This window comes from Streptomyces spiralis, from assembly GCF_014654675.1.
Taxonomy (GTDB): Bacteria; Actinomycetota; Actinomycetes; order Streptomycetales; family Streptomycetaceae; genus Streptomyces; species Streptomyces spiralis.
The window spans coordinates 52,854-77,133 of the sequence record NZ_BNBC01000044.1; the positions used below are offsets into that span (position 1 = coordinate 52,854).

Consider the following 24,280-nt stretch of genomic DNA (forward strand, 5'->3'; position numbering starts at 1 on the left):
CCTGCATCGCCCCGGGAACGCATCCAGGAGCTACGGACGTATTTGTTCCTATCCGGTTACTCCTTCACGTCACGCTCACGCTAACGTCACATGCGAACCAGTTGCACTGGCATGTCCGTACACACCTGGGCATGCCCCGGCCCGCGAGGAACACCCGTATGCCGCCCTACGAGCCGTCTTCTGACTGGCAGTTCGACGTACCCACCACCGGAAGCAAGCGGCTCCCCCCGGCGGCCAGGTCGTTCGAATCGCTCGCGCATCAGGGCTACGGCTTCGAGGCGGCCATCGCCGACCTGATCGACAACTCGATCGACGCAGGAGCGCGCAACGTCGTCGTCAGCTTCCTGCGGGACACCGGTGAGCGGGGTGGACGGGACCGGCTCGTGGGCTTGCTCGTCATCGACGACGGCCATGGCATGGACGAGACGGGCCTGGACACGGCGATGACCGTGGGCGGCCGTCAGGAATACGCCGTCGGCGCCCTCGGGCACTTCGGGGCCGGTCTGAAGGCCGCTTCCCTCTCGCACGCCGATGCGCTCACCGTGATCAGCCGCACCAAGCGCAGTCCGTCGGCCGGCCGCCGCTGGCTCACCGCCCGCGCCCAGGCCGACTTCACCTGCGACATCGTCGATGCGACGTACTGCCAGAACCTGGTCGACCGCTACGACGGGATCATCGGCTGGCACGGGACGATCGTGCGCTGGGACCAGGTCCGGACGTTCGAGACCATCACCGTCGGCCAGACCGACCGCTATCTCGACGACGCGATCGAACGGCTCGAGACCCACCTCGGACTGCATCTCCACCGCTTCCTCGCCCGCGACGGCTTCCACATCGACATCGTCGTCGAGGACGTCCACACCCGGGAGGAGCTGGACCACCGCGGCGTGGAACCCATCGACCCGTTCGGCTACCGGATTCCGGGCCGCCCCGGCTATCCCCGCGCGTACACCGCGCCTGTCGAGGGCGTCGGCGACGTCGAGCTCACCGCCCATATATGGCCGCCCAAGTCACCCCTCGTCGCCTACCGCGGCATCGGGCCGCTCGCCGAGCGGCAAGGCTTCTATCTCTACCGCAACGACCGGCTCGTCCAGGCCGGCGGCTGGAACGACACCCGGAGTCCGGAGGGCCACCTCGCCCTGGCCCGCATCGCCGTCGATCTGCCGCCCGAGCCCAATGACGTGTTCGCCCTGACCGTCAAGAAGGACGGAGTCCAGGTCACCCCGGCGTTCGCCCGGGGCCTTGAGAAGGCGGCGGCCCAGAGCGGCCACACCTTCGCCGAGTACGTCCGCGAGGCCGAGGTGACCTACCGCGAGGCCGCCAAGCGGCGTACGGAGGTCAAACGCGCGGCCGTCATCCCGCCCGGCAAGGGCATCGACCCGAAGCTGAAGCGGACGCTGCGGGACGAACTGCCGCAGCTGGAGGGCGCCGACCCCATCACCTTTACCTGGGCCAGGCTCGACGTGCCACCCGGCGTCGACTCCGCCGAACTGCTCTTCACGATCGACCACAAGGAACGCCGGGTCGTCCTCAACAAGGACTACCGGAACGCCTTCAACCGTGACCGACGCGGGGGTTCCAACGACGCACCGGTCCTCAAGAGTCTTCTCTATCTGATGCTCAACGAGATCTTCCAGAAGGAACGCGTCTGGGCCAACCAGACCGACAAGGTCGCCCTGTGGAACAGCGTCCTCGTCACCGCGGTGCGTGCCGAACTCGCCCGCGCAGAGGGTTAGTCACGCCTCTCGCCCGCGCCCGCCCGTATCTCCAGAAAGGCCGCCCAGCCACCGTGACCGCCGAGAACACATCCGCTCCCGACCACCTTGCTGACCTGCACGGCGAGGTCCTCGACGCGATGAGCAGGCGTGGCCCCAGGCACTTCGCCAAGCTCGCCTTCGTACTTGCCGACGCCGACGATCCGGCGGACGCGGACATGGCCCGTTTCCGCGACCGTCTGCTGGCCGCGGATCCCGGCGACGAGCTGCTCACCCTCTGGCGCCGCAAGCTCACGGCATGGGACTTCGAGCAGTCCCCGACGTGGTCGGCCACCACCGCGCCCCGCACCGCGGAGCGGCGCGCCGAGATCTACGACAAGCTCGCGTTCGGCGCGGACCTGCGCAAGGCGCTCGACGCGGCAGTCCCCGTGCACGAAGAAGCGGGACCCGTCACCATCAGCCGCGAGTTCGAGCCCTGGTACACCCGGGAGCAGGCCGCGAACCGCTCCTTCTACTGGACGTCGTACGAACGGCTGCTGCGTCGCAAGGGCTGGAGTGACGCGGCGGTCTCCAGCCTGGACGAGGCCGCCCACGCGGTCGTCGAGCGGCTTGCCGATCCCACGCGCGACACCCCGTACGGCGCCCGCGGACTCGTCGTCGGCTACGTGCAGTCCGGCAAGACCGCCAACTTCACCGGCGTCACCGCCAAGGCCATTGACGCAGGCTACCGCCTGGTCATCGTTCTGGGCGGCACCCTGAACCTGCTGCGCGGCCAGACCCAGCGCCGGCTCGACATGGAGCTGATCGGCCAGGAGAACATCCTGGGCGCCGCCGACCCGAACGACCCGGACGCCCTGGTCGGCATCGACTACCAGGACGACGAGGACTGGCCCGCGAAGTTCGTCTCCTTCGGCGCCCGCCCCTCCCTGCTCGGTGCCTTCGACATCGAGCGTCTGACCTCTCGCGACCGTGACTACATGGCGCTGGAACGCGGCATCAGCGCCCTGGAGTTCGAGAAGCCGGACCGCACCCGGCCCCTGTACGAGCCGGCGAACCTGCACGCGGCCCGCGCCCGCGTCATGGTCGTGAAGAAGAACAAGTCGGTGCTGGAAAAGCTGGTCACCGACCTCAAGAAGATAGGTCCGATCCTCGGCGAGATACCGGCCCTGATCATCGACGACGAGTCGGACCAGGCCTCCGTGAACACGACCGACCCGAAGAAGTGGGAGGACGGGAAGGTCACCCGCACCGCGATCAACGGCCAGATCAGCAAGCTCCTCAAGCTCCTGCCCCGCGCCCAGTACGTCGGCTACACGGCGACCCCCTTCGCCAACGTGTTCATCGACCCGGGTGACGAAGAGGACCTGTTCCCCCGCGATTTCCTGATCTCGCTGCCCCGCCCCACCGGCTACATGGGCGTTCAGGACTTCCACGACCTGGACACCATCGACGGCGGCGAGGGCGAAGCCGAGAAGAAGCACGTCCGAGGCATCTACTACTCCACGGGCGACCGCCTCCAGGAGGCCCTGGACGCCTTTGTGCTCACCGGCGCCCTGAAGCTCTACCGCGAGAACCACGGCGTTGCCTCGGGCCCGTTCCGCCACCACACGATGCTCGTGCACGAATCGGTCCGCATGGCCGAGCACGCCGTACTCGCCGAGCGCATCGAGACGATGTGGCACAACGCCGCCTACACCGGCCCGGAAGGCCACGCCCGCCTGGCATCCCTCTTCGACAAGGACTTCCACGCCCACGCGGACGGCTCCCTGCCCACTCCCGCGACCTACGCGGACCTCAAGCCGTACGTCTCCGGGGCCCGCCGCCTGATCAACCAGGGCGGCGGCCCGGTCATGGTCGTCAACGGCGAGAACGAGCGCGACTACGCCCAGCCGGACCTGGACTTCGACCGCACCCCGAACGTCTGGAAGATCCTGGTCGGCGGCACCAAGCTGTCCCGTGGCTTCACGGTCGAGGGCCTGACGATCACGTACTACCGCCGCACGACGCAGCAAGCGGACACGCTGATGCAGATGGGCCGCTGGTTCGGCTTCCGCCCCGGCTATCGCGACCTCGTACGTCTCTACATCGGCCGCGAGGAAACCCTCGGCCGCGGCCGCAACGCAAAGACCGTCGACCTGTACGAGGCCTTCGAGGCGATCTGCCGCGACGAGGAGCTCTTCCGCGCCGAACTGGCCCGCTACGCGCCCTTGGTGGACGGCCGCCCCCAGGTCACCCCCGCACAGATCCCGCCACTGGTGGCCCAGCACCTGCCGTGGGTGAAGCCGTCGGCCCGGAACAAGATGTTCAACGCGGAGCTGGTGGAGGTCCGGTCGCCCGGTACGCCGATCGAACCGGCTGCATACCCGGTGGACTCCAAGATGACGGCACGGAACACCGAGCGCTGGAAACCCGTTCTCGCGGCACTCAGCGGGACATCGACGACGTGCCTGCTGCTGCCGGATGACACTTCACCGCTGTCCCGTAGCTTCCAGGCAGCGACCACGGTGATCTCGCACGCCCAGCTCCTTTCCGTCCTCAGCTCACTGGAGTGGGAGGACGGCAACGTACTCGCCCCGCACCTGGCCTACCTGTCCCAGCTCGACGGCCGCCTGGCCAAGGTCGACGATTGGCTGGTCATTGCTCCGCAGCGCACACAGCGCAACCGGATCGAAGCCACTGTGGTGGATCAGGGCCCCTTCTCCCTTTTCCGCCGAAGCCGCCAGTCCGGCAAGCTGTCCTTCGGCCGTATCTCTGGCCTGGAACACCGTTTGTACGCACAGCAGCTGGTCAACCAGCCCGACTCGGCCTCCCCGGGGGACAGCTCCCCGGTACTCGGAGCGGCTCAAGGTGTAGTCCTCCTGTACCCCGTCGTAGAGGCCGCTCAGGACGATGAGGTGAAGGCCGTTGCCGCGACAGGTGCTGCCTCGGCTGACCGGGTCACCATGGCGTTCACCGTGATTCCGCCCAAGGCAGCCATCGACACGAAACAGCAGCTGGTGCGCTTCCGGACAAAGGACTCCACTCGTCCGGACGCGGTGATCGTCAAGGCGTTCTGAGGCGCGGCGGGTCTGCACGTAACGAACCACTCACCGACGGGGAGAGCATGCTTCCTTTCGAAGAGGCCGACATCAAAGCCGCTACCGCGGTCGCTCTGCAGCATGCGGCGGCCGCGGTAGACCCTGAACTCGACAAGGTCTGCGAGCACATCAAGGCTCTCGACCCGACGGGCCGACGGTTCGCCAGGGTCCTTCGTGACACCATCGACCAGCTGCTCAACGGCGAGGTGACCGGACGCTACGACTGGAAGACGCTCTTCAAGACCGAGAAGACTCACGCGGGAACTCTCGTGGAGATCAATCTGCAGCGCGAGTTCAGGTTCGCGGACGGCGACGCTATGGACTACCAGATCGCCGGCGTCGACGTGGACTGCAAGTACTCCCAGCAGTTCGGCGGCTGGATGATTCCGCCAGAGGCGGTCGGCCACCTCTGCCTGCTGGCTTGGGCAGACGACTACAAGTCCCTCTGGAGCATCGGCCTTGTCCGGATACGCGAGGAGTGGCTGAACACGGGGAACAACCGTGACCTCAAGCTCACGATCAAGGCGGCACACCGGAACAAAATCCAGTGGATCTGGCACGACGAGGACCTCCCCGAGAACGTGCTGCTCCACATGGATGCCGCAGACCGGGAGGCCGTGTTCAGCGCGAGCTCGGGGCAGGGCCGCTTGAACGAACTCTTCCGGCGCGTCCAGAAGCGACGTATCGGCCGTAACGTGGTGCGCACAGTGGCCCAGCAGAAGGACTACATGAAGCGGGTCCGCGGCAACGGCGGCAGCCGGTCGGCACTCAGAGCGGAGGGCATCCTCATCATGGGGGACTATGCCAGCCACCGCGAGATCGCCGACCAGCTCGGTCTCCCGCTCCCGGACGAAGGCGAATTCGTCAGTGCCCGGGTCGTCGCCGCAACACCTCAGCACGAGGACACTCCGCGAGTGTCCCTAGACGGGAAGCAATGGGTCCTCGCCCAGCCGGGCGACCCCGTTGAGCCCGCCCCGGTCTTGCCTTCACACACCAGACAGGACTGACGATGCACGCGCCGTTCGCAACTGGCCTCCTCGGGTGGAAGAGACTGGAGAAGACCGGAAAGCTCGTCCCAAACAACGCGGACTCCGACAGCAATACGTCAAAGCTGCTCGCGAGGCATGTCCTTGAGGCACTGGGGGTGGAATCCGATGTCGTGCTTCCCGATACCCCTGAAAGTCTTGGCCCAGCGCTGGAACACGCGGTCTGTGATCATCTGAGGATCGCGCTGCCCCATCTGTCTCCGGAACGTACGTGGCACGTTGATCACAAGAAGACCGTGGCCGACTTCGCGCAGTACGAGCACTTGGACAGAGTGGCTGAAGCGGTACGCAAGAACGCCACCCTTCGTGTTGATCTCGGCCGTGATTACCTCATCAAGCCTGATGTCACGGTAGGCGTCACACGTCCAGGGACAGAGGCCGCGACCCGTCCGCATCTGCATGCCGCGGTATCCTGCAAGTGGACAATCAGGTCAGATCGCGTACAAAATGTGCGCCATGAATTTCTCCAGATGATCAGGCACCGGCGCGGTCGGCTGCCGCATCTGGTGGTGGTGACCGCGGAGCCTATGCCCAGCCGGATCGCCTCGATAGCGCGAGGGACGGGAGAAGCCGATGCTATCTATCACATCGCCTTCGATGCCCTGAAGGCGGCAGTTGCCGCTGTTGGCAGCCGCCAGCAACAGGATGCTCTCAACGAGATCATCGAACAGGGCCGTCTCCTTCCCTATGGGACGCTGCCGCCAACTCTGTCCGACTGGTAACTCACCGCAGATGACTGCTTCCACTCCAGAACCAGATCCGTCACAGACCGCCTGGGTGCCGCCCGAGGGCTCATGGGCGTCGTCCGCCGCGCGCCGCCGCAACATGCAGGCGATCCGGAGCCGGGACACCACTCCGGAGCGGCTTGTCCGCCGGCTGGTGCACGCCCAGGGGCTGCGCTACCGAGTGGCGGCTCGCCCGCTCTCTGGCCTTCGCCGTACCGCCGATATGGTCTTCCGGCCCGCGAAAGTAGCCGTCTTCATCGATGGGTGCTACTGGCACGGCTGCCCTGAGCATTACGTTTCTCCGAAGACCAACCCTGGTTACTGGTCCGACAAAGTGGCCCGGAACGTGGCCCGTGACCGCGATACAGACGAGCGCCTGCGGGAAGCCGGCTGGCTTGTCCTGCGCTTCTGGGAGCACCAGTCAGCGGAGGAATGCAGTGAGGTGATCCGCCAAGCCGTGATATCCAGGCGTCCGCCCTCCCTCGCCATCAAGGCTGACGCCCCTACTGAGCAAGGGACATCTTGAGTACTCGCCGGGCCATGACGTTGTCCTCGATCCTCATGAACTCGTAGGCGATCTCGGCAAGCTGGCGCCCATCGCGTCCGGTCTGTGCATACCTGAGGATCACGTCTGCCTCAGAACGCAGCCCGCACGCCCTGCACGCGGCCACCGCGTGAGCCACCTCTGCCGGCCCCCCCGCCATGCCGACGTGCCGCAGGATGCCGGCAACGTCCTCAGCCCTTCTGGTCTGCTTCATGTCCAACAGGATCAGCGCGGTGGGCCACTGCCCTTTCCCGTGTTGCCGGTCCCCCTGCGCTGGGGGGACCGGCAACATAGTCCGCTGGCAGTTGGTACACAGGCGTGCCGGCGGCTGACGCGCCTTGAGCCAGAGGTCCTCCAGCTCCTCCCAGGTGGTCGGCATTGCGGCACCGTTCGTCCGCGCCACGGTCTCCGCCAGGTCGTAGAGCGCGCGGATAACTTGCCCCTTGGGCCTGTGTATGCGTGCGTTGAGCAGGTCGGACAGTGCGCTCGCTGAGGTGTCGCAGCTGTGGTCGCGCCTTGCCAGCTCCTCATGCGTCTGCCGCAGCGAGAGGCCAACCACCTTCATCAACCCGCGCAAAGCCCTGGCGAGGGCCCTTCTCTCATCCGGAATTTCGGCATCCAGTTCTCTGAAGTGACCCGGTCTCGGCACGCCAGCTCCTTCTGTCCTCACTGCAGGCAGCTTTGACGACAGTGTGCCGCCGCCCAACCCGAACGGGCTTCTCAATTGTGTCCGGATGCTCATCCGGACACCCAGCAGCTTCACTTTCAGGTCGGCTTGGAGTTCCGTTGTGCCCAGCGGGCCACCGTCAGGCACCAACTGTCCTGACATGCAGCCGGGCTGGCCCGCTCAGGCTCTGCGAGGTGGAGATGAGCACGGCCTTGCCTTCATGGCAGGACAGCAAACTGGGCACGATGAAGCGGGCCGCACTCTGGCTCGTCCAGGTGGTCGGCGAAGGGAACGTCTTCACCAAGGCACAGCTCCGCGATGCCTTTCCGGATGTGGCGCAGATCGACCGCCGCATGCGGGATCTCCGTGATTTCGGGTGGAAGATCGACACGAAGCGTGAGGACATCGGCCTGGACGCCAACGAGCAGCGCTATGTGCAGCGCGGCGAGCCCGTCTGGGAGCCGGGCCGCGGTACTCGGCCCAAGAGTGCGATCACGGTGAACCAGCGCCGGGAGCTGCTGGCCACCTACAACCACAAGTGCAGTTCGTGTGGCGCCACCCCGGGAGACACGTACGCCGACTCGGAGGTCACAGCTCAGCTCGACGTGGCCAGGCGTGAAGTCCTGCTGCCGAACGGGACAAAGGCTCTCCAGTACGTCGTCGAGTGCAACCGCTGCCGAGTCGGCGGCATCGGTTCCACGTACGACGTGCCGGCGTTGCTCTCCGAGGCTGCCTCGCTCCCCTCGCTCGAACTCGACATCCTGAAGTCCTGGATCAAGCGGGATGCGCGGACGTTCAGTTCCGTCGAGGACGTCTGGGCGAAGTACCGGGCACTGCCGGCCGAGGCACGCGAAGCCTTCCGCGAAGGCCTGGGGTAGGAGCCTGCGGCTCCCTTGCCGGCGTTCGACATCATCGTTTCCCCGCTCACTTCACGACGAGAGGTACCCATGCCGACGGACTTCGGCGTCCCCCCGATCGCGGATGAGAACCGCGCCCTGGTCGAGCAGCGACTCCAGGATGTGCGCGCAGGTGACGCAGTGCCTGAAACACTCCGCGTGGAGTTCCGAGGCCGCCCTATCCACGTCGAAGTCATCGACATGCCGGTAGAACGGCTCTACTACAACCCCGCCACCCACAGGGTCAGTGCACAACGCGCTTACGACCCCGTGCAGGAAGAGGCACTGGCTAAGGATCACTGGTCCGAAGCCGGCCAGAGCTACCTGCACCACCTGCTGACAGCAATGCCGTCTGACCCGCGCCAGCGCGATCCGGACTTCGACAAACTGAAGGAGAGCCTTCACGAACACCGCCAGAACGAGCCGGGACTCATCTCCCGTGAAGGTGTTCTCGTCAACGGCAACACCCGCCGGGCCGCTCTCAAAGAGCTGGGCGTCCAGTCCATCCGCGTGGGTGTTCTGCCGGCTAGCTGCACCTGGGACGATATTCTCTCCGTTGAGCTGTCGCTGCAGCTCAGGCCGGACCGGCGGCGCGAATACTCCTACGTCAACAAGCTGATGGCCATTGAGGAGCAGATAAGCCAGGGGCTGCCTCTTCCCGCCATCGCCAAGCTGTTTCACACCACAACGCGGGCGCTGGAACGGGACACATGGGTTCTCGGACAGCTGCGCGACCTCGTCAAGCGCAGCGAGCACGGCCGGATCAAACTGCGCCTCATGGACTTCGAGGACGCTAAGGAGAGCTTCGCCGAGCTCTACCGAACCTATGACAAGGAGAAGGCCAAGAACAAGGAGGCGGCGGACACCCTCCTTGAATACCGGTTGGCGGCGATTGTCCTTGAATTCGCCAAGACTGATATCCGTAATATCCGCACCGACTTCCGCGAGAAGTACCTGGAACGCTACTTGCCTGAAGGGATCCGCGCAGCCGCCCCGGAGCCGCCGAAGGCGGTCTCCATCCCTGGTCTCAATCGTTCCGTGCCGGCACCAAGTTCCGAAACAGCCGGGGCCCGTGCCCTCACTGACGTGCTCCTCCGGGCGAAGGCCACACAGAAGTCCGCGTCCACAGCGACCGCCGAAGAGCTCACTGCGGCCAACACTTCCCTGTCTTCGCTGCGGGAGGCCTTCGAGGAGTCAATCCAGGATGCTGACAAGGCGAACCGCGACCGGAAGAAGCGGCTTGCGGCCCCCGACCGAGTCAACGCGGCAGTTCGAGAACTTCAGCAGTGCATCACCGACCTGGTGCTGGCACGGGGCAACAACAGCCTGGATGAAGCCGCCTTCGATGACACTCTGATCGCACTCAGGCAAGCACTGACCAAGGTGTCAGCCGAAGCGTCAAAGAGCATCCAGCTCCCGGGGGAGGGCCTGTCGTGGCTGCGTGAGGTCGTGGCAGACCAGCGATGACGCACTCTGACCTCCCGTCGCTCCGGATCAGCTTCGACGTCACCAGGACGCGGGCAGTGCTCCGTGCCCGGCCGGGCCTGGAAGGCGACTTCGGGATGCTGGCCACCCGGGTGACTCCGGGTGGCCAGCGCGGCCCGCTGACATCGGATGCTGATCTGGACAGCTTTCTGTTCTCAATCGGCGAGCTGGCCACCTGGCCCCACGCTGATGTCGAGTGGGAGCCTGAGCTGGCCAGCCTGGTCACCGGTGTCCTTGATGACGCCGAGACAGTACAGGCCCGGCTGGGCTCATCGGCTGCCGGCTCCGAGCAGCTGCCGCTCACTCCAGGTGATGTCCAAGCGCTGCTGGGCGCGGGCTGGCAGGCAGACCTCACTTCGTTCCAGCTGCGGGACATCGGGGAGCTGCTGTCCCTGGGGCACGGCGCGAACTTCAGCGTCCCCGGTGCCGGCAAGACCCGCACGGCCCTGGCGGTATTCAGCGCCCTGCGCGAGCGGGGAGAGGTCCGGCGACTTCTCGTCGTATGCCCCAAGCCGGCCTACGAGTCCTGGCAATTCGAAGGGGAGTTCTGCTTCAAGGAACCCCTGCTGACATCCGTCATGGACACCGGATTCCCCGATCCGGAAGCCGATGTTGTCCTGGTCAATTACGAAAGGCTGTCCGGGTCTGTCAACCACCTGTCGGAGTGGCTGCGTACGGCTCCGGCGATGTTCGTGCTCGACGAAGCGCACCGTATGAAACTCGGAGCCCGCGGCACCTACGGATCTGCTTGTCTGTCGCTGGGTCCACTGGCCCGGCGGCGCCTCATCCTCACTGGGACACCAGCTCCCAACGGCGCCCGGGATCTGGAAAGCCTGCTCTCGTTCGTCTGGCCAGGCCGCGGAAAGCAACTCGTCGTCGAAGCGGTCAGCGGCGGCGATCTCGCCTACGCCAGCCAGGCCCTACGTCCGCTGTTCACGCGGACAACGAAGAAGGAGCTCGGCCTCCCTCCCTTTGAACCCGTAGTCCGCTATGTCGAACTTCCGCCCTTGCACCGCGAGTTGTACGACGCACTCAAGGGGATACCGTCCGCACGCCGAGGTGACCTGGCCGCACTCGGCAAGGCGGCGATGCGCACCCTGATGGCCGCCATCAGTCCGGCTCTGCTGGCCCCGAGTGACAACCCCTACGACCCTCTCGCCTTTCAGCTGCCGACGCTGGACGTCTCCCATGGCGATTCACTTCACACGCTGCTCCAGCGACTGCCGCAGCATGAACTTTCCCCGAAGTACGAGGAGGCCGTTCGCATCGTCGCGAAGAACGCGCAGGCCGACCGCAAGACACTGGTCTGGACTGGTTTCATCCGAAGCCAGAAAACTCTGGAGGAGCTGCTGGCACCGCATGCCCCGGCTTCCGTCTACGGCGCCACCTCGGCCCAGGACCGGGAAGCTGAGCTCAGCCGCTTCCGTGAGGACCCGTCATGCAAGGTCCTGATCTCCAACCCCGCGACCCTTGGTGAAGGGATCAGTCTTCACCAGGTCTGCCACGATGCCGTGTACGTGGACCGCGACTTCATGGCTGGCCGCTTCCTGCAGAGCCTTGACCGCATTCACCGGCTGGGGCTGCCTCCAGACACCGAGACGCGCGTGACCGTTCTGGCGGCCCGGGGCACGATCGACGAAATCGTCGCTATGCGTCTCGAAAAGAAGCTGCACTTCCTGGGCAGTGTGCTCGACGACCCCGCGGTGCGCCAGCTCGGCGATCTCCAAGAGGAGGAGACCACGGGCCTGGGCATGGACGCCGATGACATCCATGCCCTTCTGGCGCACTTGGACAGCCGGACGCCATGACGGACGGCTGAGCTGCGGTACCGCCCACGTATGCCGCTTCTCAGCCGCCCTCAGTCACCGACCGGCAGCCCGCCTGCGGTCCGCCTTGAGCACCTCGATGATCGATTCGCCGATGGCCTGTGCGACGGGCGGCGGGAACGCGTTTCCTACCTGCCGGTACTGGGCCGTTTTGCGCCCCGCGAAGTCCCATTCCGTCGGGAACCCCTGAATGATCGCGGCCTGCCGAACCGTGAGCATCGGGCCTTCGGCACCGAACAAATCCCTGTCCTCCGTACCGGTCGGCTCACCGTTCACCGGCGCGTTGGCCACGCCCATGCCCGATACCCCGAGCGCTCGCCACGCCTTCTTAGCCCGGCTGGGACCAAGGTCGGCACCGCCATGCTTCTTGGAGCCTCCCACGAGCGTGGGGGCGACGTCCTTGCGGGCGTTCTCCTTCCAAGCGTCAAACGCCCTTTGCGCCTGGGCAGCCCGAGACCCGTCCTTGAACGGCTTGAAGCGCTCCTTCATCGTCTCCTCAAGCGCATCGAAGACGGTGACCCTCTCGGCACTGGGCGCCGGAGCTTCGTACTTCAGATCCTTGAGTACGTCCTTCCGGAACGCGACGAGGATGGAACGCGGCCGAAGCTGCGGAACACCGAACTTCTCAGCCTCGTACACCTCCCACCCCACAACCTCATAGCCGGGCAGTCCGTCGTCGTCAGGCTCCATCTCCTCGAGACTGGCCCGGATTCGTGACCTGTAGTCGTCGAACTTGGCGTCCATGAGACCGCGGACGTTCTCGATCATCACAGCGCGAGGGCGGATGAGTTCGGCCAGCTCCAAGATGCGCGGGAAGAGATCGCGTTCATCGTCCTCGCCGAGCTGCTTGCCAGCGTGAGAGAAGGGCGGGCACGGGACGCCGCCGGCGAGCAGGTCAACCTCACCCCGCCGATACAGACGGGCGCTCTTCTCCAGGTCACGCTCGGGATCGAACTCAAGCACGTCTTTGCAGAGAACATCGCAGTTATCGCGCTCCCAGTCCCACTTCGGGTGCACCTCGATGTTTTCACGCAAGGTCGCCGCCGCGTACTTGTCGATCTCGACGAGGGCAAGGTGCCTGAAACCGGCCAAGTGCAGTCCGATCGCCTGTCCGCCCGCGCCGGCACAGATCTCGATCGACGTGTAGCCCCGGTCAGTCCCGGTCATGGCCCCTCCTCTTGCACGAATTCCAGTGACGCCTCATACGGCAGCCCTCACAGAGGGTGACACGACCCACTGACATTGCGACTCGACACGGCGGCACACACCAGTGTGCGGCATCCCCTGGACCACCTTGGCCACCACCAGCCCAACGGACGCCAATTTTCGAATGCCCGTACGATATCGCGACAGCCCGCGCCGGGGATCCGGGGTCACTACGAAGGGTGTCCGACTGAGCCGCGAGGGGTGGCCCCTCAGACGCCGGCCCTCTACCGCTAGCGGGGCAAGCCCATGCACGACCGTAAGATCCAGGCGGTACTGGAAGAGGGCACGCCGCTGCGGTGTGAGTTGTGCTCGTTCGGCTTCACCGCTGCCGACGGCGAGCCGGGAGACGGCTCCATAGAGGTCCACCACAGGCTGCCTCTCCACATATCGGGCGTAACGGAGACCCGGATCGCAGATCCTGCCCTCCTGTGCGCGAACTGCCACCGCATGCTCCACAGGAGCCGTCTTGCAGAATCCTGGCGCACTCCAGCATCTCTGCGCGCGGAGATGGGGATGCCCACTCGGTCGGCGTCCCACTAGGCCATCTCCGCTTCGGCTTCGTAGTGCATGTGAGCCCGGTCAAGGACGTCTTCCGGGTCGTGCCCACGTGCGGCTGTCCAGTGGAGCAGGTCGGCGATCAGCTCGACTGCGCACTTCTCAAGGGCAGCGTCCCGGCTCCGCCCGCGCCGGCCTGCGCCGCTTTCGGCGCCCTGGTACCTCTCCAGCGCCTCGACCGCCCGCTCGATTCGAAGGCAATCCGTCTCTGCACTGAGCGGCACCTCACACCAGACCGCCTTGCCGCCAGCGGTGACAACCGCCCCCCAGCCAACGGCGAGGCCGGCGATGAGATGCAGGCCTCGACCGCACTCTTCGTAGCAGTCCGCGTCCCGGAGGGACGGGAGAGCAGGACTCCGGTCGTGGACCTCCAGCCGGAGTCGGTCACGCCTCCACTCCAGAACGAGCATCGCCGAGGCACCCTCCCCCACATGCTTGACGACGTTTGTCGCCAGCTCCGTGACGATGACTTCGGCCTCGTCGACAGCGACCGGCACATTCCACCTGCTCAGTTGCCTTGCGGCAGCTCTCCGCAGCAGCGTCACCTCGCTAGGCGCGGCCTCGAATGGCAGAACGCAGCGGACCCGGCAATCAGTTGTTTTGGGGACGGACATCGCCAATCCTCACTCCCAGGCCACGCACATGCCTGCGCCTGCCGTATCTGATCGGCTGCACTGCGTAGCGATCCGAGGCCGAGCATGGCACACGGGAAGTCTCGCTGTGTAACTTCTCACCAGAATCAATCGAGTGAAGCTGATGGTGAGCCCCGCATAGAGCTACCTAGCCTGATGGGCGTCTTCCGGGCCGCCGCCCGGCACACGGCGAAGGAGCCACATGTCCGAACGGACCACCACACGCCGGCGACAACTGGGTGCGATGATGCGCAAGTTGCGCGCCCGGAAGGGTCTGACGCTTGAGGAAGCCGGTCTGCTTGTCGGGGTATCGAAGGCGACGGTCAGCCGATACGAGACCCAAGCAGGGCCGGTCAAGTGGATCGTTATCGATGCCCTGTGCCGGGAGTATGGCGCCACCGAGACCGAGCGGCGCGCTGTTGTCGGACTCGCCAAGGACGCGAGGCAGCAGGGCTGGTGGAGCACCTTCGCCGACTCCATCCCCGAGAGCATGAACTTGCTGCTCACGCTTGAGGACGAAGCGGTCGGGGAGAGCCACTTCTCCTGCGTCTACGTCCCAGGGCTGCTCCAGACCCGCGACTACAGCACCGCTGTGCAGAAGGCCAATGAAGTACCCCTGGAAGCGGAGGAGATCGAGCGGCTCGTCGACATCCGCATGAAGCGGCAGGAGATCCTTTCGCGGCCGAGGCCGCTTCGCCTGTGGGCCATCCTGGACGAGTCCGTCATCCGCAGGGTTGTCGGCTCTCCGCAGGTCATGAGGGAACAACTCGGCCGACTGCTTGAGGCCAACGAGTCTCCCCACATCACGCTGCAGATGCTGCCCTTTTCCAAGGGAGCTCACGCCGCAGCACTGGGCAGCTTCGTCGTGATCGGAGGCCGGGAGCCGACCCTCGATGTCGTCTACGTCGACTTCCACACCGGGTCCCTCTTCCTGGAGAAGGACGAAGAACTGGAGCGATACAGACTTGCGTTCGAGTATCTGCGCGCACAAGCGTTGGACATGGAGGCTTCCTCCGCCCTGATCGACCGCGTTCGCAAGGAGTTGTAAATGCCTGCCGACCCTTCGTTCCCACATGAGCTGGCGTGGTTCAAGTCGTCACATAGCGGCGGCAACACCACTGAGTGCGTGGAGGCCGCCTTCGTCCCGTCGGGCGGCGTGCTCATACGGGACTCCAAATGGCCGGAGGGCTCTTGCCTCGCCGTGTCGGAAGGGGCATGGGAGTGGTTCGTGACAGCTCAGGCCCGCTCTCGGAGGTAAGAGGCCTCGCAGATCGGCGTTTTGACCCATCCATGCCGCCCCAAGCCGTACAGGAGTCTTACGCCGCCGAGCCTCGTCTGGACGGCGCCCGCCCCCAGCCCCCCAACTTGGTCTGGACCAATAACCTCGCTTTGGAGGCGGAGCATGAGACGAAAGATCGCGACCTCAACCGCCGCGCTGACAGCCGTCCAGGTGTTCCCCTTCTACGGCGGCCGGCCGGCCTCCGCCCCGGTGACCAGCCCCAGTGCCAACCCGGTGCCGTTCGCCGGCGTCTTCGACGAGGCGGGCGATCTGCTCCTCACCGAGGCGGGCCCGTCGACCGTCACCGCCTACCACCTCGCCCCGGACGGCACGCTCAGTGTGATCGGCTCCTCCGCGTCCGACGGCAAGACGGCCCCGTGCTGGATCGTCGGCGTCGACGGCCACTACTACGGCACGAACGCCGGCAGTGCGAACATCAGTCGGTTCGAGGCCGGTTCCTCCGGAGTGCCCATGGCACAGACCGCCGCGGCGAGCGACGCGGGACCGATCGACATGGCCGCCGGCGGTGACTACCTGTACGTCCAGAACGCCGGCGCCGATACCGTCACCGGCTACGCGGTCGACCCCGCCGACGGAGCCCTGCGCCAGGTGACGTCCGTGACCGGACTGCCCGCCTACGACAACGGGGGCATGGAGGGGATCGCGGTGAACTGATCGCGTCACCGCGGTGGCCACCGCCGGGGAACTCCCGCTTCCTGGCGGTGGCCGCAGGTCTGGTGGGTACGTGCGTAGGCGTTACCGAGCCGCGGCCAGTTCCGCCCTGCCGAACAGCAGCGCATAACCCGGCGGGAGTTGGGCCAGGATGCGGTTCAGCAGGTTCGGGGCCAGCATGTCGGCCAGGACGCTCAGGACCGAGCTGACGTCCCAACGGGCCGTGGCCGGTGTGGAGCCCTCGATGCGGGCCGCGGCCGCCTCGACGAACTCCGGTGCGGTGAGGGGGCGGGTGACCGGGATCTGGGAGGCGATCACCTGTGCCGCTTCCCTGGGGAGGGTCCGGGCCAGGTCCACTCGTTCCTCGCCGGTCACATGGCCGCCCAGGGCCGAGAGGACTATGCGGGTGACTCGTTCGGCCTCCGATCTTGTCGCGTACTGGCCGGCTTCCCTCACCTTCTCGGCCAGTTCCTCCCACCGCCGGTGTTCTGCCGCTTCGTCGCCGCGCGCGGCGCTCGTGCCGCGCCTCGTCGTCTCGACCGGTGCCGTCGTCGCGATCATTCTGTGGTTCTCCTCCGCGTGGGGTCCGTCCGGGCAGGGACACGTCACTGCGGCGCCCGCGGGTGGTGCCACAGGGCGGCACCATGCCCGCGGGACGCCTCTCGTGAGCCGCTTGCGCCGCGGCTGCCGGAGCAGGTGGTCAGCCGGTCAGCTGCCTGCGCCGGTTGCCGCCGGCAACCTGGATCTTGCGCGGCTTGGCCTGTTCGGCCACCGGGATGCGCAGCGTGAGGACGCCGTCCTCGTACGACGCGTCGATGCGGTCGGTGTCGAGGGTGTCGCCGAGGAACAGCTGGCGGGTGAAGGCGCCCGTGGGGCGTTCGGCGGCGATCATTTCCGCACCCTCGGGGGCGGGGGACTTCCGCTCGGCGCGGATGTTGAGCACGTTCCGTTCGACGTCGAGGTCGATCGTCTCCGGGTCGACCCCTGGAAGGTCGAAGTGGACGACGAAGTCGTCTCCGGAGCGGTAGGCGTCCATGGCCATCGTGCCGGGGCGGGCCGGGCCGAAGACCTGCTGCGCGAGCCGGTCGAACTCACGGAACGGGTCGGAGCGCATGAGCATCACAGGTCACTCCTCTCGTGCGGCACTGCTGTGCGATGCCCTACGCCCCTTATATAACCCGCTGGATGAAAGTTGACAAGAGGCAGCTCAGGTTGGCTGACTCGGGTCGAGTGCCGGGTCCGGGCTCCGGCTCAGCCGAACATGCCCGGCTGGTAGTCGCCCGCCGGCTGCTGGACGATGACGTTCACGCGGTTGTAGGCGTTGATGAGGGCGATCAGGGAGACCAGGGCGGCCAGTTGGTCCTCGTCGTAATGCTTGGTGGCGTTCTCCCAGACCTCGTCGCTCACGCCGCCGGCCGCGTCCGCGATCCGGGTGCCCTGCTCGACCAGCTCCAGCGCGGCACGCTCGGCCTCGGTGAAGACCTTCGCCTCCCGCCAGGCCGCGACCAGGAGGAGGCGCTGCGCGGTCTCCCCGGCGTGCAGGGCGTCCTTGGTGTGCATGTCGGTGCAGAAACCGCAGCCGTTGATCTGGCTGGCGCGGATCTTCACCAGTTCCTGCGTCGCGTGCGGGAGCGTCGAGTCCGACAGGACCTTGCCCGCGGAGTTGATGTAGCGGAGGAACTTGTTCGCGACGTCGTTACCGAAGAGGTTGATACGGGCTTCCATCGTGGGCTCCTTGCTCGTCGTCCTGCTTGTCGACCTGCTTGTCGACTTGCTTGTCGTCGGCTCGTTGTTTCGGCGTTGCACAGGTACGACGGAGGCCGGCCTCGGCGTGTGACAGCTCTGCCCGAGCGGATGATGTGACCTGCGTCTCATTCGGTGGACCGGTGAGTCGCGGTCCGGAGGGGCGGTCGATCGGCGGACTCTTGTGCGGGTTAGCCTCGGTTTGCTCGACTTCTGTTCGACGTCTGCGGGAGGCAGTGATGGCGAAGGTCGCGGCGAAGGTTCCCCCGGCGGTGGTCGCCGCCGGTGGGCTCGTCGGCGGGTACGGCGTGGCCCGGTGGACCAGGAAGCGGCAGCTGGGCGGGGCCGTACTGGCCGTCGCCGGGGCCGCCGCCGCGCAGCAGTGGCGGCAGCGGGCCGGCGGGAAGGCGGCCGGGGCGCTCACCGCCGCCTATGTCGCCGCGTTCGCCGGGTCGCATCCGCTGGCCAAGAAGATGGGCGCCTGGCCGTCCGTGTTCACCGTCGCGGGGGCGGTCGCGCTGGCCTCCTGGGCCGTCGCCGACCGGCGTCACCCGTAGGCGTAGGTTCCGGATCCGCCCACCGTCAGGTCAGGCCGGGCTCGACGACGGGGGCGTGGCGTCCGGAGGCGAGCCAGGCGGCGTGGTGTCCTGGTGGCCGCCGCCCTTGGCGGCCGCCTTCGCCTTCTGCGCCACCGCCGTCAGCGGCTTGGCGATGTCCTCCAGGGAGCGGCGCTCGGCGTCCACGGCCAGGAAGGCCGCCACCAGGCCCGCCGCGCACATCAGGGCGGCGCCGATGGAGAAGGCGAGGACCGTGTCGCCGATCTTGCCGGTGCCGGTGAGGTCGGCGAAGAGCAGCGGGCCGCTGATGCCGCCGGCCGCGGTGCCGATGGCGTAGAAGAAGGCGATGGACATCGCCCTGGTCTCCATCGGGAAGATCTCGGAGACGGTCAGATAGGCGCTGGAGGCGCCGGCCGAGGCGAAGAACAGCACGACGCACCAGCAGGCCGTCAGCGTGACCGTGCTCAGTACGCCGCTGTGGAACAGCCAGGCCGTGCCGAACAGGAGCACGCCGGACAGCAGGTAGGTGGAGGAGATCATCACCCGGCGGCCGACGGTGTCGAAGAGCTTGCCCAGCAGCAGCGGGCCCATGAAGTTGCCGACCGCGATGACGGCGAAGTAGTAGCCGGTACGGTCGGAGGGCACGTCGAAGAACTTGGTCAGGATGGCGCCGAAGCCGAAGGTGATGGCGTTGTAGAGGAAGGCCTGCCCGATGAAGAGCGAGAAGCCGAGGACGGCCCGCCTGCGGTAGTCGGCGAAGACGGTGCGGCCGATCTCGACGAAGCTCACGCTCCTGCGCTGGTGGATGGTGATCTCGCCGTGCGGCTCGGGCAGCGGCTCGCCCTTCTCCGCCTCGACGCGGCTCTCGATGTCGGCCACCACCTCCTCGGCTTCGCGGTCCCGGCCGTGGATCAGCAGCCAGCGCGGGCTCTCGGGGACGTGGCGGCGGACCAGGAGGATCACCAGGGCCAGGACGGCGCCCAGGGCGAACGTCATCCGCCAGCCGACGTCGGCGGCCAGGATGTCGGTGTTCAGCGCCAGGATCGACAGCAGGGAACCGCCCACCGCGCCGACCCAGAAGCTGCCGTTGATGATCAGGTCGACGCGTCCCCGGTAGTTCGCGGGGATCAGCTCGTCGATCGCGGAGTTGATCGCCGCGTACTCGCCGCCGATCCCGAAGCCCGTCAGAAAGCGGAAGAGGAAGAACCACCAGGCCTGGAAGGAGAAGGCGGTCAGGGCCGTCGCCGCGAGATACACCGCAAGGGTGATCATGAAGAGCCTCTTGCGGCCCCAGCGGTCGGTCAGCCGGCCCCAGAAGAGGGCGCCCGTGCAGGCGCCCGCCACATAGAGGGCCGCCGCCACGCCCGTGACCTGACCCGAGGTGATCGACAGGCCGCTGCCGGGCTCCGACAGCCGGCCGGCGATGTTGCCCACGACGGTGACTTCCAGGCCGTCGAGGATCCACACGGTGCCGAGACCGATGACGATCGTCCAGTGCCAGCGCGACCAGGGCAGGCGGTCGAGCCGGGCGGGGATGCTGGTGGTCACGGTACGGCCGGTGGCCGCGTCGGCGGTGGCCATGGGCTCCCTCCTCGTCGAGCGGAACCCCATGCGGGTTCCCCTCGAAGGAACGGATCACGCCCGGGGCACGGCCGACCGGCCTACCCACCATCGGAAACCGGCCACGGCGGTCGGCCTACCTGGCCATGGCTAACCGGCCACGGCGGTCGGCCTACCCGGCCATGGATAACCGGCCACGGCGGCCGGCCTACCCGGCCATGGAAAACCGGTCACGGCCGAACGGACTACCCGGCCACCCAAAACCGGCCACAGTCAGCCGGCCCAACCCGGTCCGTCAGCCGGCCCACCCGGTCCACCCGGCCCCGCGGCGACCGCTCCCCCTACGCCCCCAGCACCCGCGACACCGTGTAGATCAGCAACCCCGCCAACGAGCCCACCACCGTGCCGTTGATGCGAATGAACTGCAGGTCGCGGCCGATGTGGGCCTCGATCTTGCGGGTGGTGTGCTCGGCGTCCCAGCTCGCCACGGTGTCGGTGATCAGGGAGGTGATCTCCTTGCGGTACGTCGTCACCACGTAGACCGCCGCGCCCTCCACCCAGCGGTCCACCTTGCCCTGCGCCTTGGGGTCCACGGCCATCCGGGCGCCCAGGGAGAGCAGGGAGGCCCGCACGCGCAGGCGCAGCTCGCTGTGCTCGTCCTCCGCCGCCGCGACGATCATGGACCGTACGGCCGTCCAGGCGGAGGCGATCAGGTCCTGGACCTCGCCCCGGCCCAGCACCTCGCCCTTGAGCCGCTCCACCCGCGCGCGTGTGTCGCTGTCGGACTGCAGGTCGGAGGCGAAGTCGGTGAGGAAGCGGTCCAGCGCCCCGCGCGCGGGATGGCTGGGCATGTCCCGCATCTCGGTGACGAAACGCAGCAGTTCCTTGTAGACGCGCTCCCCGACCTTCCGGTCGACGAACTTCGGGGTCCAGCCGGGCGCGCCGCCCTGCACCGCGTCCATCACGGAGTCGCCGTGCAGCACCAGCCAGTCGTGCGCACGGGTGACGACCAGGTCGACGACGCGTCTGTGGCCGCCGTCGGCGACGATCTTCTCCAGCATCTTGCCGAGGCCGGGCCCGATCTCCTGGGCGCCCGCCCGGCGGGTGATCGCCTCGCCGACCACCGCCTGCACATCCGAGTCGCGCAGCACCGTCAGGGCGCCGCGCAGCGCGGTGGCCAGCTCGGCGGTCACCCGGTCCGCGTGTTCCGGGTGGGCGAGCCAGGCACCGAGGCGGCTGCCGATCCCCACGGCACGCAGCCGCAGCCGTACGACGTCCTCGGAGAGGAAGTTCTCGCCGACGAACTCACCCAGTGAGATGCCGAGCTGGTCCTTCTTGGTGGGGATGATCGCGGTGTGCGGGATGGGCAGGCCCAGGGGGTGGCGGAAGAGGGCGGTGACGGCGAACCAGTCGGCCAGGGCGCCCACCATGCCCGCCTCGGTCGCCGCGGCGACGTAGCCCGCCCAGGCGCCCGCGCCCCGGTGCTCGGCCCACTTGGCGAGGACGTACACCACGGCCACGAACAGCAGCAGCCCGGTAGCGGTCAGCTTCATCCGGCGCACACCGCGCCGGCGCTCCTCGTCGGCGGGGCTGAACACGGTCATCGCGCGGCGCGAGACGGCGGCCTCCGCCTCCGCCTGCGCCTGCGCCGCTTCCGGGCCGGCCTGTGTCGTCGGTTCCATCCACCCTTCCATCCACTCGACCGTTCGGCTCCGCTCCGGTCCTTCGGTCCGCTCCAGTCCTTCGATCCGCTCCGGTCCGGTGGCTCCGGCCGCACCAGGGTGCTCCGGAGCCTTTTGGTCCGCCCGTTTTGGTCCACCCGTTCGATGAGGGCCCACGGGTCCCGTACACAATTGTCCCTGCCTGAGCGACTCCCGGAACGCGACAGAAGTTCCCGGCGTCTGTCGGAAGAGGACCGGAGCGCTGGGCCCCCGCCGCCGGAGGAGAACGTCACCCATATGACCAGGCGTCACGGCTACGGCCTGCTCGCTGCGATCGTCGCGCTGATCGTGGCCGCTTCCGCCGCTCTGTACGGCGTGCTCTCCTCCGACGACGGCGCCCCCGAGGACTCCCTCGCTGCCCGGCACGGCCGGCACGGCTCCGTCGCACCCGCCTCCACGGCCGTCTGGGTGGGGGCCTGGGCCGCCGCCCCGGCCGCCGGCGAACCCGGCACGGAGACCACCGGCACGGCGCGGCGCTCGGTGCGCAACGTCGTGCACACGAGCGTCGCGGGTACGAGTGCCCGTATCACGCTGTCCAATCTCTACGGCCGGTCGCCGCTGACGATCGCGCACGCCTCGGTCGCGGTCGCCGCCGCCAGGGGCACCGGCACCGACGGCACCGCTGCCGCCGCCACGGGCACGATGCGGCGGCTCACCTTCTCCGGCGTGCCGAGCGTCGTCGTCCCGCCGGGCGGGCGGGTCGTCAGCGACGCCGTCCGCATCGCCGTACCGCAGGACGCGGACGTCCTGGTCACCACCTACTCCCCCACCCCCTCCGGCCCGGTCACCTACCATCCGCGCGCCCGCCAGACCTCCTACGTCGCCCAGGGCGACCACACCGAGGACACCACCGGCACGCCGTACACCGAGCGGACGCCGTACTGGCGCTACCTGACCTCGCTGGACCTGCTCAGCGACCAGGCGGACGGGACCGTCGTCGTCCTCGGCGACTCGATCACCGACGGCATCACCTCGACCGCGGGCGCCAACCACCGCTGGACCGACGTCCTGGCACAGCGGCTGCGGGCCGCCGTCGCCGCGGACCGGGACGTGCCCCGCTACAGCGTCGTCAACGAGGGCATCAGCGGCAACGAGATACTCACCGACGGGCCCGGACGGCCCGCGGCCAACCCCAGCGGGCTGCACCGCTTCTCCCGGGACGTGCTGGAGCGCACGAACGCCAAGGCCGTCGTGATCGACCTCGGCATCAACGACATCCTGCGCAACCGGGCGCTGCCCGACCCGGCGAAGATCGTCGCCGGGCTGCGCACACTGGTACGGCAGGCCCACGCGCGCGGCCTGAAGGTCGTCGGCGCGACCCTGATGCCCCTCGGGGGCCACCCCGGGTGGACGGCGGCACGCGAGGCGGTACGGCAGCAGGTCAACGGCGCCATCCGGGCCGGCGAGGTGTACGACGGCGTCGTCGACTTCGACCGGGCGCTGCGGGACCCCTACGACCCGCGGCGGCTGCGCGAGGCGTACGACTCCGGGGACCATCTGCACCCCAGCGACCTGGGGTACCGGAGGATGGGCGAGGTGTTCAGCCTGGAGAGTCTGCGGCGGGCGGTCCAGAGGGGGGTCTGATCCGTCAGTGGTGGCGGTGCCTGCGGCGGTCGCGCTGCTCCCAGCGCTCCTCTCGGCGGGCCGCCTGCAGTTCGCGGCGCTCGGACCGGCGGTCCAGCTTCTCCTGGCGGCGCTCTTCCTTCAGCCGGAGCCGTTCCGTCCTGGTGAGCTTGCGCTCCACACCCACGCCGCCCCAGAAGGCGAAGCCCGTCACGATCACGCGCGGGGCGCCCGGCTCCCCCGGTACGCCCTCCTCGCGGTGGTCGAAGCCGCCCATGATGCCGATGCCGCGCACGATCACCTCGACGCCGGGCGGCACGATGATCTGCATCCCGCCCATGATGGCCACGCAGTTGATCTCGACCTCGCGGTCGGCGAAGTTGGCCTCGCGCAGGTCGATCTCGCCTCCGCCCCAGAACGAGAAGCAGTTGAACCGCCTGGGCACGGTCCAGGACCCCTTGCGCTGGAACCCGGACATGATGGCGACGGCCCACGAGGAGGAGCCCTCCCCGCCGATCACGCGGCTCCCCCAACTCCCGCTCTTCTCGGGCGCCTTGTGCAGGGACACCACCGGGGCGGCGGTCTGCGCGGCGGGCAGGTCACGGGTGAGCGGGGCCAGTTCCCCGTATGTGCGCGCCTTGTACGCCGCGTCCAGGCGCTCCTCGAACTCCGCCATGTCCAGGCGTCCTTCGGCGAGGGCGTCCCGAAGGACCTCGGCGACTCGTTCACGATCGGCGTCGGAGGCGCGCAGCTCCGGGGCATCGTCGGTCATGTGGAGCAGCCTACGAGTTCCCCGCCCGCCAGGCTACGA

At 67.6% G+C, this 24,280-nt stretch carries 23 protein-coding genes; 14 read left to right on the forward strand and 9 right to left on the reverse strand.

Annotated features, from left to right (window positions below; genetic code table 11):
• The first annotated feature begins 158 nt into the window (after window positions 1-158).
• The 5 genes from IE318_RS34065 (at window position 159) to IE318_RS34085 (ending at window position 7,089) form a co-directional block, all read left to right on the forward strand.
• A complete protein-coding gene (locus IE318_RS34065) occupies window positions 159-1,736 on the forward strand; it encodes an ATP-binding protein (RefSeq protein WP_189906612.1) in 1,578 nt (525 codons plus the stop codon).
• 119 nt (window positions 1,737-1,855) lie between these two features.
• Window positions 1,856-4,771, forward strand: a complete 2,916-nt coding sequence (locus IE318_RS34070) for a Z1 domain-containing protein (protein WP_189906614.1) — start codon at window positions 1,856-1,858, stop codon at window positions 4,769-4,771.
• 47 nt (window positions 4,772-4,818) lie between these two features.
• The gene (locus IE318_RS34075; RefSeq protein WP_189906573.1) at window positions 4,819-5,799 is read left to right on the forward strand and encodes a NaeI family type II restriction endonuclease; all 981 of its coding nucleotides are present in this window, start codon (window positions 4,819-4,821) and stop codon (window positions 5,797-5,799) included.
• Between the two features lie 2 nt (window positions 5,800-5,801).
• A complete protein-coding gene (locus IE318_RS34080; protein ID WP_189906575.1) occupies window positions 5,802-6,560 on the forward strand; it encodes an NgoMIV family type II restriction endonuclease in 759 nt (252 codons plus the stop codon).
• 10 nt (window positions 6,561-6,570) lie between these two features.
• Window positions 6,571-7,089: a very short patch repair endonuclease gene (locus tag IE318_RS34085; protein ID WP_189906577.1), complete on the forward strand. Its 519-nt coding sequence runs from the start codon at window positions 6,571-6,573 to the stop codon at window positions 7,087-7,089.
• Here the strand turns inward: IE318_RS34085 and IE318_RS34090 are convergent.
• A complete protein-coding gene (locus IE318_RS34090; protein ID WP_189906579.1) occupies window positions 7,067-7,936 on the reverse strand; it encodes a hypothetical protein in 870 nt (289 codons plus the stop codon). The genes IE318_RS34085 and IE318_RS34090 overlap by 23 nt on opposite strands.
• Window positions 7,937-7,974: 38 nt before the next feature.
• Here IE318_RS34090 and IE318_RS34095 point away from each other — a divergent pair, with 38 nt between their 5' ends.
• The 3 genes from IE318_RS34095 to IE318_RS34105 all read left to right on the forward strand — a co-directional run bounded on the left by IE318_RS34095 (window position 7,975) and on the right by IE318_RS34105 (window position 11,963).
• Window positions 7,975-8,652: a KpnI family restriction enzyme N-terminal domain-containing protein gene (locus IE318_RS34095; RefSeq protein ID WP_189906581.1), complete on the forward strand. Its 678-nt coding sequence runs from the start codon at window positions 7,975-7,977 to the stop codon at window positions 8,650-8,652.
• 69 nt (window positions 8,653-8,721) lie between these two features.
• Window positions 8,722-10,137, forward strand: a complete 1,416-nt coding sequence (locus IE318_RS34100) for a ParB N-terminal domain-containing protein (RefSeq protein WP_189906583.1) — start codon at window positions 8,722-8,724, stop codon at window positions 10,135-10,137.
• Window positions 10,134-11,963 carry a DEAD/DEAH box helicase gene (locus tag IE318_RS34105; RefSeq protein ID WP_189906585.1) on the forward strand — a complete coding sequence of 610 codons (1,830 nt, stop codon included), beginning with the start codon at window positions 10,134-10,136 and terminating at the stop codon, window positions 11,961-11,963. The genes IE318_RS34100 and IE318_RS34105 overlap by 4 nt, the downstream gene beginning before the upstream one ends.
• Window positions 11,964-12,017: 54 nt before the next feature.
• On the opposite strand, the gene IE318_RS34110 is transcribed toward IE318_RS34105, so the two are convergent.
• Window positions 12,018-13,148 (reverse strand): DNA cytosine methyltransferase, encoded by a 1,131-nt coding sequence (locus IE318_RS34110; RefSeq protein ID WP_189906587.1) that lies wholly within the window; start codon window positions 13,146-13,148, stop codon window positions 12,018-12,020.
• A 285-nt stretch (window positions 13,149-13,433) separates the two neighbouring features.
• Here IE318_RS34110 and IE318_RS34115 point away from each other — a divergent pair, with 285 nt between their 5' ends.
• Window positions 13,434-13,727, forward strand: a complete 294-nt coding sequence (locus IE318_RS34115; RefSeq protein WP_189906589.1) for an HNH endonuclease — start codon at window positions 13,434-13,436, stop codon at window positions 13,725-13,727.
• On the opposite strand, the gene IE318_RS34120 is transcribed toward IE318_RS34115, so the two are convergent.
• Window positions 13,724-14,356, reverse strand: coding sequence for an ATP-binding protein (locus IE318_RS34120; protein ID WP_189906591.1), 633 nt, complete (start codon window positions 14,354-14,356; stop codon window positions 13,724-13,726). The two genes, IE318_RS34115 and IE318_RS34120, sit on opposite strands and share 4 nt — an antisense overlap.
• 220 nt (window positions 14,357-14,576) lie before the next feature.
• Here IE318_RS34120 and IE318_RS34125 point away from each other — a divergent pair, with 220 nt between their 5' ends.
• The 3 genes from IE318_RS34125 to IE318_RS34135 all read left to right on the forward strand — a co-directional run bounded on the left by IE318_RS34125 (window position 14,577) and on the right by IE318_RS34135 (window position 16,328).
• A complete protein-coding gene (locus IE318_RS34125) occupies window positions 14,577-15,422 on the forward strand; it encodes a helix-turn-helix domain-containing protein (RefSeq protein WP_189906593.1) in 846 nt (281 codons plus the stop codon).
• Window positions 15,423-15,632, forward strand: coding sequence for a DUF397 domain-containing protein (locus tag IE318_RS34130; RefSeq protein WP_189906595.1), 210 nt, complete (start codon window positions 15,423-15,425; stop codon window positions 15,630-15,632).
• 144 nt (window positions 15,633-15,776) lie between these two features.
• Entirely contained in the window at window positions 15,777-16,328 is a 552-nt protein-coding gene (locus IE318_RS34135; RefSeq protein WP_189906597.1) for a lactonase family protein, read from the forward strand.
• 81 nt (window positions 16,329-16,409) lie between these two features.
• Here IE318_RS34135 and IE318_RS34140 read toward each other — a convergent pair whose 3' ends face one another.
• The 3 genes from IE318_RS34140 to IE318_RS34150 all read right to left on the reverse strand — a co-directional run bounded on the left by IE318_RS34140 (window position 16,410) and on the right by IE318_RS34150 (window position 18,050).
• The gene (locus IE318_RS34140; protein WP_189906598.1) at window positions 16,410-16,886 is read right to left on the reverse strand and encodes a DUF2267 domain-containing protein; all 477 of its coding nucleotides are present in this window, start codon (window positions 16,884-16,886) and stop codon (window positions 16,410-16,412) included.
• Window positions 16,887-17,025: 139 nt separating this feature from the next.
• Window positions 17,026-17,445, reverse strand: a complete 420-nt coding sequence (locus IE318_RS34145; protein WP_189906600.1) for an Hsp20/alpha crystallin family protein — start codon at window positions 17,443-17,445, stop codon at window positions 17,026-17,028.
• 131 nt (window positions 17,446-17,576) lie between these two features.
• The gene (locus IE318_RS34150) at window positions 17,577-18,050 is read right to left on the reverse strand and encodes a carboxymuconolactone decarboxylase family protein (protein WP_030167425.1); all 474 of its coding nucleotides are present in this window, start codon (window positions 18,048-18,050) and stop codon (window positions 17,577-17,579) included.
• Between the two features lie 257 nt (window positions 18,051-18,307).
• On the opposite strand from IE318_RS34150, the gene IE318_RS34155 reads away from it, so the two are divergent.
• Complete coding sequence (locus tag IE318_RS34155; protein WP_030167422.1) at window positions 18,308-18,625, forward strand: hypothetical protein; 318 nt, start codon at window positions 18,308-18,310, stop codon at window positions 18,623-18,625.
• A gap of 30 nt (window positions 18,626-18,655) precedes the next feature.
• Here the strand turns inward: IE318_RS34155 and IE318_RS34160 are convergent, their stop codons facing one another.
• Together IE318_RS34160 and IE318_RS34165 are read right to left on the reverse strand one after the other, a co-directional pair.
• The gene (locus tag IE318_RS34160) at window positions 18,656-20,206 is read right to left on the reverse strand and encodes an MFS transporter (protein WP_189906602.1); all 1,551 of its coding nucleotides are present in this window, start codon (window positions 20,204-20,206) and stop codon (window positions 18,656-18,658) included.
• 320 nt (window positions 20,207-20,526) lie between these two features.
• A complete protein-coding gene (locus IE318_RS34165; protein WP_373311356.1) occupies window positions 20,527-21,867 on the reverse strand; it encodes a DUF445 domain-containing protein in 1,341 nt (446 codons plus the stop codon).
• A 276-nt stretch (window positions 21,868-22,143) separates the two neighbouring features.
• Here IE318_RS34165 and IE318_RS34170 point away from each other — a divergent pair, with 276 nt between their 5' ends.
• Window positions 22,144-23,490, forward strand: a complete 1,347-nt coding sequence (locus tag IE318_RS34170) for an SGNH/GDSL hydrolase family protein (RefSeq protein WP_189906604.1) — start codon at window positions 22,144-22,146, stop codon at window positions 23,488-23,490.
• Between the two features lie 4 nt (window positions 23,491-23,494).
• Here the strand turns inward: IE318_RS34170 and IE318_RS34175 are convergent, their stop codons facing one another.
• Entirely contained in the window at window positions 23,495-24,241 is a 747-nt protein-coding gene (locus IE318_RS34175) for a DUF1707 SHOCT-like domain-containing protein (RefSeq protein ID WP_189906606.1), read from the reverse strand.
• Window positions 24,242-24,280 lie beyond the last annotated feature (39 nt).

Coding starts and splice junctions, on each gene's coding strand:
- IE318_RS34065 (WP_189906612.1), top strand. CDS start 159: ATGCCGCCCTACGAGCCGTCTTCTGACTGGCAGTTCGACGTACCCACC.
- IE318_RS34070 (WP_189906614.1), top strand. CDS start 1,856: ATGAGCAGGCGTGGCCCCAGGCACTTCGCCAAGCTCGCCTTCGTACTT.
- IE318_RS34075 (WP_189906573.1), top strand. CDS start 4,819: ATGCTTCCTTTCGAAGAGGCCGACATCAAAGCCGCTACCGCGGTCGCT.
- IE318_RS34080 (WP_189906575.1), top strand. CDS start 5,802: ATGCACGCGCCGTTCGCAACTGGCCTCCTCGGGTGGAAGAGACTGGAG.
- IE318_RS34085 (WP_189906577.1), top strand. CDS start 6,571: ATGACTGCTTCCACTCCAGAACCAGATCCGTCACAGACCGCCTGGGTG.
- IE318_RS34090 (WP_189906579.1), bottom strand. CDS start 7,936: ATGTCAGGACAGTTGGTGCCTGACGGTGGCCCGCTGGGCACAACGGAA.
- IE318_RS34095 (WP_189906581.1), top strand. CDS start 7,975: ATGAGCACGGCCTTGCCTTCATGGCAGGACAGCAAACTGGGCACGATG.
- IE318_RS34100 (WP_189906583.1), top strand. CDS start 8,722: ATGCCGACGGACTTCGGCGTCCCCCCGATCGCGGATGAGAACCGCGCC.
- IE318_RS34105 (WP_189906585.1), top strand. CDS start 10,134: ATGACGCACTCTGACCTCCCGTCGCTCCGGATCAGCTTCGACGTCACC.
- IE318_RS34110 (WP_189906587.1), bottom strand. CDS start 13,148: ATGACCGGGACTGACCGGGGCTACACGTCGATCGAGATCTGTGCCGGC.
- IE318_RS34115 (WP_189906589.1), top strand. CDS start 13,434: ATGCACGACCGTAAGATCCAGGCGGTACTGGAAGAGGGCACGCCGCTG.
- IE318_RS34120 (WP_189906591.1), bottom strand. CDS start 14,356: ATGTCCGTCCCCAAAACAACTGATTGCCGGGTCCGCTGCGTTCTGCCA.
- IE318_RS34125 (WP_189906593.1), top strand. CDS start 14,577: ATGTCCGAACGGACCACCACACGCCGGCGACAACTGGGTGCGATGATG.
- IE318_RS34130 (WP_189906595.1), top strand. CDS start 15,423: ATGCCTGCCGACCCTTCGTTCCCACATGAGCTGGCGTGGTTCAAGTCG.
- IE318_RS34135 (WP_189906597.1), top strand. CDS start 15,777: ATGAGACGAAAGATCGCGACCTCAACCGCCGCGCTGACAGCCGTCCAG.
- IE318_RS34140 (WP_189906598.1), bottom strand. CDS start 16,886: ATGATCGCGACGACGGCACCGGTCGAGACGACGAGGCGCGGCACGAGC.
- IE318_RS34145 (WP_189906600.1), bottom strand. CDS start 17,445: ATGCTCATGCGCTCCGACCCGTTCCGTGAGTTCGACCGGCTCGCGCAG.
- IE318_RS34150 (WP_030167425.1), bottom strand. CDS start 18,050: ATGGAAGCCCGTATCAACCTCTTCGGTAACGACGTCGCGAACAAGTTC.
- IE318_RS34155 (WP_030167422.1), top strand. CDS start 18,308: ATGGCGAAGGTCGCGGCGAAGGTTCCCCCGGCGGTGGTCGCCGCCGGT.
- IE318_RS34160 (WP_189906602.1), bottom strand. CDS start 20,206: ATGGCCACCGCCGACGCGGCCACCGGCCGTACCGTGACCACCAGCATC.
- IE318_RS34165 (WP_373311356.1), bottom strand. CDS start 21,867: ATGGAACCGACGACACAGGCCGGCCCGGAAGCGGCGCAGGCGCAGGCG.
- IE318_RS34170 (WP_189906604.1), top strand. CDS start 22,144: ATGACCAGGCGTCACGGCTACGGCCTGCTCGCTGCGATCGTCGCGCTG.
- IE318_RS34175 (WP_189906606.1), bottom strand. CDS start 24,241: ATGACCGACGATGCCCCGGAGCTGCGCGCCTCCGACGCCGATCGTGAA.